The sequence below is a fragment of the Methanobrevibacter sp. V14 genome (assembly GCF_963082475.1).
In the GTDB taxonomy this organism is placed as follows: domain Archaea; phylum Methanobacteriota; class Methanobacteria; order Methanobacteriales; family Methanobacteriaceae; genus Methanocatella.
In genome coordinates this window covers 93,455-106,687 of sequence record NZ_CAUJAM010000009.1, presented here as the reverse complement: position 1 = coordinate 106,687, position 13,233 = coordinate 93,455, and the positions used below count along the sequence as shown (strand labels likewise).

The 13,233-nt window shown below is 29.0% G+C and carries 12 protein-coding genes; 5 read left to right on the top strand and 7 right to left on the bottom strand.

The window, feature by feature from the left end:
• Nucleotides 1-15: 15 nt before the first annotated feature.
• The gene (gene cyaB / locus Q9968_RS08150; protein ID WP_305515271.1) at nt 16-552 is read right to left on the bottom strand and encodes a class IV adenylate cyclase; all 537 of its coding nucleotides are present in this window, start codon (nt 550-552) and stop codon (nt 16-18) included.
• A gap of 365 nt (nt 553-917) precedes the next feature.
• On the opposite strand from cyaB, the gene Q9968_RS08145 reads away from it, so the two are divergent.
• From Q9968_RS08145 to Q9968_RS08135, 3 genes are read left to right on the top strand one after another with little or no spacing between them, the layout of a single operon-like run.
• On the top strand, nt 918-1,463 hold the full coding sequence (locus tag Q9968_RS08145; protein WP_305515269.1) for a TATA-box-binding protein: 546 nt from the start codon (nt 918-920) through the stop codon (nt 1,461-1,463).
• 12 nt (nt 1,464-1,475) lie between these two features.
• Nucleotides 1,476-3,002, top strand: coding sequence for a phosphoserine phosphatase SerB (gene serB / locus Q9968_RS08140; RefSeq protein WP_305515267.1), 1,527 nt, complete (start codon nt 1,476-1,478; stop codon nt 3,000-3,002).
• A 42-nt stretch (nt 3,003-3,044) separates the two neighbouring features.
• The gene (locus Q9968_RS08135; RefSeq protein WP_305515265.1) at nt 3,045-3,206 is read left to right on the top strand and encodes a hypothetical protein; all 162 of its coding nucleotides are present in this window, start codon (nt 3,045-3,047) and stop codon (nt 3,204-3,206) included.
• Nucleotides 3,207-3,239: 33 nt separating this feature from the next.
• Here Q9968_RS08135 and Q9968_RS08130 read toward each other — a convergent pair whose 3' ends face one another.
• Nucleotides 3,240-4,343: a glycosyltransferase gene (locus tag Q9968_RS08130; RefSeq protein ID WP_305515263.1), complete on the bottom strand. Its 1,104-nt coding sequence runs from the start codon at nt 4,341-4,343 to the stop codon at nt 3,240-3,242.
• A gap of 193 nt (nt 4,344-4,536) precedes the next feature.
• Between Q9968_RS08130 and metK the strand changes: the two genes are divergently transcribed.
• The gene (gene metK / locus Q9968_RS08125) at nt 4,537-5,715 is read left to right on the top strand and encodes a methionine adenosyltransferase (RefSeq protein ID WP_305515261.1); all 1,179 of its coding nucleotides are present in this window, start codon (nt 4,537-4,539) and stop codon (nt 5,713-5,715) included.
• A gap of 212 nt (nt 5,716-5,927) precedes the next feature.
• Here metK and Q9968_RS08120 read toward each other — a convergent pair whose 3' ends face one another.
• From Q9968_RS08120 to Q9968_RS08100, 5 genes are all read right to left on the bottom strand, one after another.
• Nucleotides 5,928-7,328 carry a flippase gene (locus Q9968_RS08120; protein WP_305515699.1) on the bottom strand — a complete coding sequence of 467 codons (1,401 nt, stop codon included), beginning with the start codon at nt 7,326-7,328 and terminating at the stop codon, nt 5,928-5,930.
• 437 nt (nt 7,329-7,765) lie between these two features.
• Entirely contained in the window at nt 7,766-8,710 is a 945-nt protein-coding gene (locus Q9968_RS08115) for a phosphorylcholine transferase LicD (RefSeq protein ID WP_305515259.1), read from the bottom strand.
• A gap of 237 nt (nt 8,711-8,947) precedes the next feature.
• Entirely contained in the window at nt 8,948-9,649 is a 702-nt protein-coding gene (locus tag Q9968_RS08110) for a 2-C-methyl-D-erythritol 4-phosphate cytidylyltransferase (RefSeq protein WP_305515257.1), read from the bottom strand.
• Nucleotide 9,650: 1 nt separating this feature from the next.
• The gene (locus tag Q9968_RS08105; RefSeq protein ID WP_342765956.1) at nt 9,651-10,619 is read right to left on the bottom strand and encodes an NAD(P)H-dependent glycerol-3-phosphate dehydrogenase; all 969 of its coding nucleotides are present in this window, start codon (nt 10,617-10,619) and stop codon (nt 9,651-9,653) included.
• 32 nt (nt 10,620-10,651) lie between these two features.
• Nucleotides 10,652-11,485 (bottom strand): phosphorylcholine transferase LicD, encoded by an 834-nt coding sequence (locus Q9968_RS08100; protein WP_305515253.1) that lies wholly within the window; start codon nt 11,483-11,485, stop codon nt 10,652-10,654.
• A 438-nt stretch (nt 11,486-11,923) separates the two neighbouring features.
• On the opposite strand from Q9968_RS08100, the gene aepX reads away from it, so the two are divergent.
• Nucleotides 11,924-13,231, top strand: a complete 1,308-nt coding sequence (gene aepX / locus Q9968_RS08095; RefSeq protein ID WP_305515250.1) for a phosphoenolpyruvate mutase — start codon at nt 11,924-11,926, stop codon at nt 13,229-13,231.
• The last annotated feature ends 2 nt before the right edge of the window (nt 13,232-13,233 follow it).

The following is a 13,233-nucleotide window of genomic DNA, read 5'->3' as shown; positions in this document are numbered from 1 at the left end:
ATTTAATATTATTATTTAGTCATTATTTAAGTTTTCTAAAAGTTCCAAATAAGAGGTTCTCTCAAAGCCTTCTGTGATGCCTAATTTTTCAAAGAGTTTGAAAATTTTATCTTGGGCTTCACTGTAGTCAGAATTGCCCTCTAAAGCTATTTCTATTTCCATATATGGTCTTAATCCTTCGACATCATCAAGTGAAATTTCAAAGTTCTCAAAAGTGTAGTATTGACGATTTTTCCTAACGCGCCTTACTTCTTTAAAACCAATCTCTTCAAGGATATCTCTGGCTTTTCTTGCACTTTCTATTGCCATCTCAACTTCTTTTCTGGTTTTTGCTTTATCGTTGAGTTTTGGGCCTTTATAGGTTATGAAAGTGTCATTGTTTGTAGACCTTATTCTTAGGGCTTCATCACTTCTGGCAAAGTCTACAATTGGGTTTGCAAAGTATATGTCTTCCTGAAATTCCTTTTTACTTTTTTCAGCACCTAGTTTTTCTAGTTTTTCTTCCATTTCTTTAAAATTATTTATTTCAGCTTTTACTTCAACTTCAATCATGCTATCAAATGTATTTTTGTCAGCATTGATTATTATATATAATGATTAGTGAACATCGGTGGTTGATTTGGTGTTTATTGCAATTTCATTTTTTAATAGCCGGTTTTTATAAAATATTATTGAAAAGTAGCAACATTTATAAACAGGTTTTTTCAATACATGTTTTTGATTTTTATTTATAAATAAACTTTTATTTCGAAAAGTCATTATTTTGCTTTTTTTTTATAAAAAGTCTAATCTATTTTAAATAAACATAACTTTATATACTATTTAAATAAAATATTTATTTAGTGAAAATTTAATTTAATATTTTTGTTTTCTTAAATTTTACTTACTACTTTTAAAAACAAATTGGAGGTTTTAAATTGACCGATGTTGATATTAAAATTGAAAACATTGTTGCTTCTGCAAGCATTGGAAAAGATATTGTCTTAACTGAAGTATCTGAAGCTTTGGAAGGGGTTAATTTTAATCGTGAACAGTTTCCGGGATTGGTATTTAAACTCAAAGATCCTAAAACAGCAGCATTAATTTTTAGCTCTGGTAAGCTTGTTTGTACTGGAGCAAAATCTATAGATGATTCTAGATTAGCAATTAAAAAAACTGTCGACTTGATGAGGAGTATTGATACTGAAATTCCTCACGAATTCGATATTAAAATTCAAAACATTGTGGCTTCTGCAAACTTAGAATCCACATTAAACTTAGAAGCAGTCGCTTTAGAATTGGAAAATACTGAATACGAACCTGAACAATTCCCTGGTTTGGTATACAGATTATCTGACCCTAAAGTTGTATTGTTATTATTTGGTTCTGGTAAAGTGGTTTGTACCGGTGCTAAAACCAAAAGCGACGCTAAACTTGGTGTCGAAAGAGCTTACGATAGATTAAGTGAGCTAGATTTATTATAATTGGTGGTATGATTGATTAAACTTGTAGTATTTGACTTAGATAATGTTATTATTGATGGTGAAGCAATAGATGAGATAGGAAAATTAGCAAATGTTGAAGAAGACATAGCTGAAATTACTGAAAAAGCTATGCAAGGTGAAATAGACTTTGAAACTTCTATTAAAGACAGAGTTCAACTTCTTGAAGGAACTTCAATTGAGGAAATCCAAAAAGTTGCTAGCGAACTTCCATTAATGGCTGGTGCTCTTGACACCATCAATGGCTTGAAGGAAAAAAATATTGATGTGGCTATCATCAGTGGTAGTTTTGATGTAGTGGCTAGCGAAGTTTGCGACAAACTCGGAGTTGAAGCAGTTTACACTAACAGTTTCACAGTCGAAGATGGTAAATTAACTGGCGAAGTGACTGGTCCTTTAGTTTCTGGTTCTAAATTAGATGTATTAAAAGACCATGTTGAAAAAGCAGGAATTGCACTTGAAGATGTAGTTGCTGTTGGAGATGGCGCAAACGACATTTCCATGATTGAATCAGCTGGTTGCGGAATTGCATTCAATGCAAAAGATTCTGTAAAGGAAATAGCTGATGTTGTAGTAGAAGAAAAAGACTTAACCAAAGTCTTAGATAAAATCCTTAATCAATTAACCGCTGAAGAAGAAACTGTTGAAGAAGCCGAAGATGCTTCTGAAGAAAAACCTGAATTTGTTCTTGCCGACACCATGGAAGGCGTAAGAAAACAAAAAAATGAAAAAGAAGCTGAAATCGCAAAAGCTGCTGATGAAAGGGAAGAGTTCAATAAAATAGCTAGAGAACACCGTAGAATTAGAGATGAGTTAAATGCATCTTTAAAGGAAAACTTAAACAAAGCTATTGAATACAGAAACGAGCGTAATGAAATCAATAAAGATGTTGAAGCTGCTAAAAGAGCTCGTAATGAAGCAAACATCAAAATCAAAAATATTGAATGGAATTCCGGTAAACGCGATAAAGTTAAAATAGAAAATGAAATCAAAAAAATCGACAAGATCATTGAAACTCGCGTTTTAGATATCAAGAAAGAAAATCAGCTTGTTAAAAATGCAAATGATTTAAGAAAACAATTAATGGACATTCATGAAGATGAATCTGTTAAAGCTGAAGCTGATGAATTGAGAAAACTGTCTGAAAAAGAACATGAAAAAGTTATTGAACTTTCAGAAAAAGCTCAAACAGCTCACGAGGAAATGCTTAAATATTTCAGAAAAACAGATGACATCAGAACTGCAGCAGATGAAGCACATAAAAACTTCATTGAAGCACGTAAAAATGCATCCGCTAAACATGAAGAATTTAAAGCTATCTTAAGTGATATTCATGTTATCAACAAAAAATTAGGTTCCAACAAACCTAAACGTAGAAAACCTGATAACAAAGGATCTTCCGGCCCTAATAAAAACCGTGAAGAAAGACAAAGGGCACAGCAAATCTTTGAAAAATTCAAAAAAGGTGGAAAAGTATCTACCGAAGAGATTTTGCTCTTGCAAAAATACAACATAGGTTAAATATAATTTAACCTAATCATTTTCTTTTTTTTAAGGTTTAATATGGCGGAAGAAAAAATAGAAACTTGTTTTATCTGCGGCAAGAAATTCGATATGAATAAAGCCGACTTGGCATATTATCGCAATGGCCAATTTCCGATTTGTGATTTCTGTGCTGATTTCTATCGTTTTTATAATGATGATTTAAGTACGAAAAAGGATTGACTCCTTATTTTTTAAAATGTTATTTCGTGAGATTTACTCACGTGTGGTATAAATTTTACTTTCTAATGCTGTTGTAATGGAAGATAACAGGCATTTAGTTTTTAAATCAGTATAGTGGATCTTTTTAAGTTTATTTACTTTACTTAAAAGTAATTTATTCTCTTTTTTGGTAAACGGAGAGTTTTTCCAAGTATATGTCCAATGTAGGAGGTGAGGATTCACGCTAACGTTTTGCACTTCTTTTGAAAAGCCATCGGTACATTTCCTACAGTAAATATAGGATTCCATCAATTCGTCAAGCAATCTGACATTGACGGTTTTTGTAATTGATTTATCATTTGGCAAATCACGAATATAATAGTCATAGCACATGAAATTATTTAAGAATACTATTCCTTCAGCTTTAAGGAACGTTTCAAGGGCAAATGCCATGTCATCTCCTGAAACAAATGGCTGGAAACGAATGCCATTATCCATGATTAAGTCCCTTCTATAAATTTTACTCCACACTGACGGGTGCATTTTCAGAATATCCGGTTCCTGTTCAATATTATCTACCTTTATAATATCGAGAGGAGTGTCTCTTGGGTATGTTACTTCTAATGTTTTGCCATATAGGAATCTCTCAACAAAATTGTCCCAAAGGAAATCCGGAACATTAATGAAGTTTTCAGTTTCAAAAACCTCATTCGGGTAGTGCTTTTCTATCTCATCTTTATATGGGGAGTATGACTTTTGAACTTTGCCTCCGTATTCGAATATTCTTCTAAAACGGCCAAAAGCTATTTGGGCATCATTGACTTTAACTGCTTGGTATAGTGTTTCAATTGCATCTGGAGTGTATCTGTCGTCCGGATCAAGAAACATTATATAGTCTCCGGTGCATGCTTCAATACCGGTGTTGCGGGGAGTATATGCGGCGCCGCTGTTTTTTTCATGATGGATGGCATGACAACAATCATAGTTAGCATCGTATTCATCTATTATCATGTTAGATTCATCAGTTGAGCAATCATTGACCATTATGATTTCTAAATTTTCATTACCTATGCTTTGGTTAATTAAAGAGTCAATTCCACCTTTGAGATGGTCTCCAACATTAAAAATAGGTAAAATAATACTAATTTTGTCATTCATTTTAATCTATATAATAATTGTTTTTCAATATTAATAAAATTAATTGGATTATTGTCACTGGATGTGGATTTTTATAAAATATTTCATTTTTTAATAAGTTTTAATAATTAAAAGATATTAAAATATGTATGTTTATCGTTTCTTAGTGAATGTTTAAGAAACTGACTTTTAATAATTCATAAATGGTGAAATAATGAGCGAAGTATATAGGACATTTACATCTGAATCAGTAACTCAAGGGCATCCGGATAAAGTTGCTGATATAATTTCTGATGCAATATTGGATGCATATATGGCACAGGATAAATATTCACATGTTGCATGTGAAACTTGCGTAACAACCGACTTTTGTATGGTATTTGGTGAGATTACATCAACTGCTGATATTTCAGGTGATGAAATTGAAAAGATTATAAGAGATACAATCATTGAAATTGGTTATGATAGTCCTGATTTAGAATTTGATGGGCATGATTGTATAATTTCAAATAAACTTCATTCACAGTCTCCAGACATTAACCAAGGTGTAAACAGAGGAGAAGATGAAGAAACTGGTGCTGGAGATCAGGGTATGATGTTTGGCTATGCAACCAATGAAACCGAATCATTAATGCCATTCCCAATTGATCTTGCTCGCAAACTCACAAATAAATTAACAGAACTTAGGGAAAGTGGGGAGATACCATATTTAAGGCCTGATGGTAAGGCACAAGTCTCAGTTAACTATGATGGTGATGGAAATGTTGTTTCACTTGATGCGGTAGTATTGTCAACTCAGCATGACGAGTCTGTTTCAGACAATCAGGACAGACTGAAAGAAGATATTCGTGAGAAACTCTTTAAAGAGGTTATTCCCCAAGAGCTAATGACTGAAGACACTAAAGAACACATTAATCCAACAGGCAAATTTGAAATTGGCGGACCTCATGGTGATGCCGGTTTGACTGGCCGTAAAATCATCGTAGATACTTATGGTGGATATGCAAGACACGGTGGAGGGGCATTTTCAGGAAAAGACTGTACTAAGGTAGATAGGAGTGCATGTTACATGGCAAGATACATTGCTAAAAACATTGTAGCTAGTGGACTTGCTGAAAAATGTGAAATCCAATTGTCTTATGCAATTGGGGTGGCTCAACCAACTTCGGTCATGATAGATACCTTTGGAACCGGTGCAGACATTGGTGATAAGACAATGGAAGAAATTGTACTTGAAAACTTCAGTTTAACTCCAGATGGCATCATCGAATCTCTTCACCTGAGAGACACTACCTACAAACAAACAGCTAAAAAAGGTCATTTTGGTATTGAAGGGCTTCCTTGGGAAGAAACAGATAAAGTTGACGTTTTAAAAAAGTATATTAAGAATTAAATAGGTTCGGAAACTTTACTTTCCATATGGGAGGGAAGTTTCACCATGTTTTTCATTAAATTCTTTTTTAACCCTTTCGGAATAATGTAGATAATCATTATCTTTAAAAACCTTCACTGGGAGCATTTTCTAGAATAAGAAGAAAATAACCAATCTGGATTGAACATTTATAACAAAATCTTTTTTAATTTTATACTCTTTTTTCTAATGGGCTAATTTTTACCTAGAATTTCTTTTATCACGTATTTATCATCATTATCAAAGACTTTTAAGAGGTAAACAACTGTTAAGTAAATCATTATTCCAATAGGTATGGCTATCCACATATTTAAGTTTAAGAAGTAGAGTGCGATTCCTAAAACTATTGATCCTATGGTGATTTTTATTAAATCAGTGTATAGTTTTTTATTTGGTTTATGGCCAATTTTATGGATTATATATTTTTGGATTATCACAATCAAGATATCACTTAATACGGTTGCAATTGCAGCTCCTATAAATGAAAATTTTGGGATTAAAATAAAATTTAAAATGATATTAAATACTGCAACTATAGCGTAAATTTTTGTAACAGTTACTTCTTTGTGTGATGAATCTAATAGTATGTTTCCGGGACTAGCTATAAATAATAGACAGACAGTCCATATTAAAATTGATAAAATTTGTGCAGAGGCATAATATTCTTGTCCATATATTAATTGGACAATATCTGTTGCATAAATTTGTGTTGCTATTGATAGAGGAATCATAATTAACATTAAATATTTAATTGATTTTTCATATATTATTGTTAAAATTTTTTCATTCTCTTTAAAAAATTTACTCATTACTGGAAATATTACTGCAGTATATGCAGTATAAAATACTGTTAAAACAGTAATTAATTTGTATGCTGCATTATACACTCCCGTAGCATAATTGCCTGAAATATGGGTTAACATTACAACATCTATTGAGAAGTAAATTGAGTATAATAAACTTGATATAGCAAAAGGAAGCGAATATAATGTTATTTTTTTACAGAAAGTTGTATCTAATTCAAATTTTGGTTTTGTAATTTTTTTATTTAGATAATAATATTCAAAAGTTAATGTAATAAAATTAGCTATTAAATAAGAAATTGCGATTCCAATGATTCCTAAATCCGTGAAAATTGCAATTAGAATAAATATGAGTAATAAAAATTTAAATAAAAGTATTGCTATTCCTTGATATTTTCCTTCTTCAAATGCTTGGAATGCTCCATTTAATAAATTAATGAATGATTTGATTATTATTTCTAGGGTGAAGAGTAATGTCACTGTAAGTGTAATCTCATCAGATTTCATTATTAATAATAATATACATGTCAAAAATAATGTACCTATTGCAAAAATGGATTTTAATGGAAGTGCATTTCCTAGATATTTTGGGGATGATTCATAATTTGTTGCAATATGGCGAACAATATGGGTGCTGATGCCCCAATCACTAGTAATTGATAGAATAGCAGTTAATGAGGTGGCAAATCCTAAAATTCCATATTCCTGAACTCCAAGGTATCTTGCTATTAGAATAGTCCAAATAAATCCACATATGCTTGCTATGATTTGCGAAATTAATATCCAACTCATATTTTTAAATATTGTTGTTATTTGGCCCATATTATGTCTCCTTTTGCTTAAATATATTTTTTGTATATACTGAATTAATCTATTTTTTTTAATTTTTGCAACGATTTAAAAGATTAAAGTTCATATTTTTTCATAATAAAACTTTTAAAGTTTCTATTCAGGTATGTATTCACTATTATTTTGATATTTTATTTTAATGGACATAAATATTGTTTAATCATTAAAGCTTATAAATCATAATAATTTTTTACAAATATCTAAAAAGGATTATTAATATATTCCGATTCATTTAAAAATATTTGATGTGTCTTGATTTATTCTCAATTTTTAATTTCATATTAAATATTTTGTTCTATTTCATCATTAATCTCTTTAATTTTTTTATAGTATTTTTAAAAGACATTTCCATTTCTGTCTGAGAATTAAATAATGTGGAATTATATTCTTGATAACCATGCATTGTAATATTTGAGGATATCCATATAATCATCACCATACCATAATTTAAGTAATTTATCTGGTTTATTAGGACATTTGAATTCATAATTTTCAAATTGAATTGTTTTCAAGTGAAATATGTATTCTGTTGGAAACCATCCAAAATCATCAATTTCGCTAGCATCAATTCCTTCTCCAATATAATCAGTTTTATTCAAGGTTAAACCCATTTTACTGAAGATTCTGTTAAATTCTTCATTAAATTTAAAGTTATTTTTTTCAAATAAGGAACTTCTAAATGAAAATTTATAAGCACTATAACTTTTATTGTAATAATCAATTTTGTTTTCTTTGACATAATCATATGGGAAAATATCTAATTTAACCATAGGTTTTAACCAACCAATTTGTAAAAATATTGATTTTCCTAAATGTGGTTGATTGAAATAATCATCATGACCCAATTTTTTGTTATAAATGGAATTCATGTCCTTAAAATAATTTTCTTCTTTATTAATTAATTTTGTTAGCGCACAATTTTCTTTTAAAAATTCATTTTTTTTTAATTCTTGAGGTAATACTTCAATTAATTTTTCATAATCTTTTCTCATCATTAAAATATCGCAGTCATCATCCCATGGAATAAAACCCTCATGTCGCATAGCTCCAATCAATGTTCCATAAATTAAGCAATAGTCTAAATCATATTTTCCGCAAATATTATCTATAAATCGTAATAATTCTAAATACATTTGTTGGATATGGCGAAGAGATCCTGTAATTTTCACATTATTATGTTTAAACATAGAATTTAATGCATAATTTGGTGTTGATTTTGAGTTAGTTTTTCTGATAGTTTTAGAAATTTTCATAAGCAATATTAATAATTCATCTGATTCTTGAATTTTTGAGGGTAATTTTTTATATAACTTACTTAAATCCATAGTTATCCTCGCAGTGTAATTATTTTAATTTATATTTTTATTATTATTTTTTATTAATTTAATAAGTTTTCTGTTACCTTGATAGTTACTGGATATTTTTAGTAAATATTTGGCAATGATTATTATGCTATTTAAGGCATTTTATGATTTAGACATCTTGATTTTGTTTTTATTTATTTAAAAATTGATAGTTTAAATTTTTTGCAGATTTCTTGATTTTCACTAAGAGTTAATATTTTATAGACTATTTTCATTTAGATATGTCTCCGCAATTTTCAAATCAATATTTCGGGTGATCTTAAAGTTAGTTGATTCTCCTTCAAATAATTTAACATTTCCATTTCTTAAGAAAAATAACATCATAGCTTCATCTAATTGCTTTATTTCATTTTCATTTAGTGTTTCATAAATTTCCATAAATTTATCGATTTTAAAACTTTGAGGAGTTTGTGAATGAAATAAATTCTTTCGTTGAGGGATATCAGTTAATTTTCCTTTTTCTTTACTTTCAAATATCACATCGATAGCAGGAATAACTGGGCTTGCCGCATCATGATTAATTACATTTTTAATACTTTTTTTAATTAATCCTGTACTTACAAAGATCCTAGATGCATCATGTGTAATTAATATATGATTATTATTGTAGGTTTCTTTAATATAATTAATTGAATTTAAAATAGTGTCATTTCTTGTTTTACCTCCTTGTATGACTACAATTCGCGGATTATTTGGAAAGTATTTAATAATTAGTTTTTTTGTTGTATTGAAGTATTCTTTAGGAGAGGATAATATTAATTTATCAAATTTATTAGCTTTTAGGAATGTTTCAGTTGAATGTATAAGGATTGGTTTGTTTCCAATGCATATGAATTGCTTTGGTTTGTTTAATCCCATTCTTGTTCCAATACCTCCAGCGAGTATTGCTGCAAAAATCATATTATAATCCGTCCCAAAAGTTATTAAATGATAGTTTGGCATTATTTTTATTAACAATTATATCATAAACAAAATTAACGGTTAAACTTTCAAAATTGTTTTTTTCGCATAATTTTTTTAATATAATTGCAGTATTTTTGCCTTCAAATAGTATTCCCGACGATTTTTCATCAACTACAATTCCTTGCCCATATAAAACTCCTAATGTATGATTCCTACTTACAGATAATGTTGAGGCAGTTATAATATCTCCAAATCCACAGTAATCATCCACCGTATCTCTGTTCCCTCCTAATAATTCAATTAAATCTTTTGTTTCGTTGTAACTTTTGGTAAATAATGCAAATCTAGCATTATCATTTATATCTAACCCTTCGCAAATTCCTTGACTAATAGCCAATACATTTTTTATTACTCCACAAAACTCAGTTCCTATAACGTCAGTATTTGAATTAACTTTAAATTTTTTTGTTTTTAAGATTCGTTCAACAATTTTCAAATAGTTTTCGTCAGAACAAGCAATTGTTGTGGCAGTTGATAAATTTTTAGCCATTTCAGATGCAATATTGGGTCCAGATAATGCTACTGCGGGTCTTTTTGTAATTTCTTCTATTATTTCAGTCATACGTTTATTAGTGGTTGATTCTAATCCTTTAGCTGTTGTGATGATTATACAATCATTTGAAATAACTTTGTTCAATTCAGTTGTCAGTTCTCTAACGGTTGATGAAGGTATGCATAAAAAAATAACCTTTACTTGGTTTAGTTTAGAAAAATCATTAATGCCGATAATATTGTCTTTCAATTTCAAATTAGGGTAATAGTGCGTATTATAATGTTTTGAATTAATTTCATTACAAATTTCTTCTTTTCGAGCATATAAAAATAATTTATTTACATTTTTAGCTATTGATTGTGAAATAGCAGTTCCCATTGCTCCAGCACCAATAACTGCAACATTTAACTTCATTTTATCATCTCTTTTCATAAATATACTATTCTTTAATATTTTCCAAAATCAATTTTTTCAGGAGAGGGTCTAAATCTTGATTCTTTTGGAGGTAATTTCATGTAGTCTCCATAAATTCTACTGAGAATTTTATCAGGATTATTTGGTATATTGAATTCTATAGATTCAAATTTTGCCTTTTTTATAGGTAACCAGTCTTTTTTATCATAAATTGGCATTTGACACATTGCTGGAAAATCGCAAACATGACTACATTCTATATCTTTATATTTTTCATATGATTTAATACATTTTTCTTTAATTTTTTGTGGAGATATTGGTAAAATTTTTAATAGATAATATGCGATTTGTTGAATATTTTTTTTTAATTTAGAAAAATTTTCATATTTAATATAAGAATACATTGTAAACTGATTAAGTAAAAAAGAAGTGGTCATGTGAAAAAATCTTTTGATTTTATTATTTGGAATATTATCTAAAATAAAAATATCTATGAATATATTTGGAATGTATTCTACTTGATTGGCCCACCATTCTTCAAATAAAGTACCTTTTAAAGTTAATCTAGCAAATGTATAGAAATAGGTTTTTTCATTTAAACAATTGTAAAAATCGTATTTTTCATCTAAATTAGTTTCCATAATTTTATTTAATTTATCGAACTCTTTTCTAAACATAATTACATCTATATCATCATCCCAAGGGATAAAACCACCATGTCTGATTGTACCAAGTAAAGTTCCACCATATACATAGTAATCTAAATCATTTTCTTCACAAATTTTGATGAAATCTTTAAAAATCATTATCTGAACTTCTTGAAGATGTTTTAATGTTTCATCATCATACCTTTTTGATTTAAACATATTTTCTCTCCTTGACTATCTGTTATCATTTTTATAAGTTTAGTTGATAATTATTAAGCATTTTTGGATTCATGTCCTATTACTTGTTAACATTAGTGTTTGATAATATATTATTTGAATAATCTTATTAAATGGATTAAATAAAATTTTGCAATGAAAAGAGCATAATACCTATAAACATAAGATTTTAGCAAATTGTAATTTGTTTACTTGATAATATATTTTATAAAGAAATCTTTATCAAAGAATCTGGAATCTGCATTTTCTAAAGTTTTTCCAATATTATAAACTGAGATTATTGCAATTATTTTAAAATTCATAGTTACACATAACGTTTCTAAATATTTTTTTTAGTTAAATTTTGTTAGTTATAATATTTATCTTGGAAATTTTTAAATATTTCTTTTTTTCATATATATCTGTATAAAGGTAATTTCTATGAAATCTAATAATCCAATTGTTTATACTTGTTTTTGTACTGATGTAATCCATGATGGTCACTTAAATCTAATTAATGAAGCTAATAAATATGGTGATGTTGTAGTTGGTGTTTTATGTGATTCTGAAATGGTCAAATATAATAGATTTCCATTAAAATCTACTGGTGAACGTGTGGAATTAGTTAAATCAATTCCAAATGTAAAACAAGTTATAATTCAAGATGACATAATGTATGATAATGTAGTGAAAGAACTTCGTCCAAATTATATTATTCATGGGGATAATTGGATCGAAGATTCAATGAAAGTAATTAAGAAAAATATCTTAACGGTCCTTAATGAATATGGTGGAGAATTAATTGAAGTTCCATACACTTTTAGCAGTGAAGTTCAAAAAACCGATAGGCAAATGAGAGAAAAATTGGCCATGCCTGAACTTAGAAGAGCAAGATTAAGACAATTATTAAAAATGGTTCCTGTTGTTAAAACTATTGAAGTTCATAGTGGCTTAACTGGTTTAATTGCTGAAAAAACTGTCATTGCTGAGGAAAATCATATTGATCAATTTGAAGCAATGTGGATATCTAGTTTATGTGATAGTACAGAAAAAGGAAAACCCGATATTGAATTAGTTGATATGACTTCTAGATTTAGAACAATTAATGATATTATGGAAGTTACAACTAAACCAATAATTTTTGATGGAGATACTGGAGGTATTGCAGAACATTTTGTCTACACTGTAAGATCACTTGAGCGAATGGGCGTTTCAGCAGTTATCATTGAAGATAAAATAGGTTTAAAGAAAAATTCGCTGTTTGGAACCGAAGTCGAGCAAACTCAGGATGATATTGAGCATTTCTGTGAAAAAATTGCTGCAGGTAAAAATGCTCAGTTATCTGAGGATTTCATGATTATTGCAAGAATTGAGAGTCTTATTCTTGAAAAAGGCATGGATGATGCGCTTAAAAGAGCATTTGCATTTAGATATGCTGGTGCTGATGGGATAATGATTCATAGTAGAAAAAAAGAACCTGATGAAATATTAGAATTCTGTGATAAATTTAGAGCTAGAGATAAAGAAACTCCAATTATCGTTGTTCCTTCATCATATAATTCCATAACTGAAGACGAATTAATTTCTCATGGAGTTAATATTGTTATTTATGCTAATCAGTTATTAAGAGCTGCTTTTCCTGCAATGCAAAATGCTGCGAAAAGTATTTTAAAACATCACAGAGCACATGAAATTGATGAAGAATTACTTTCCATTAAAGATATTATAACCTTAATTGATGAATTATAATG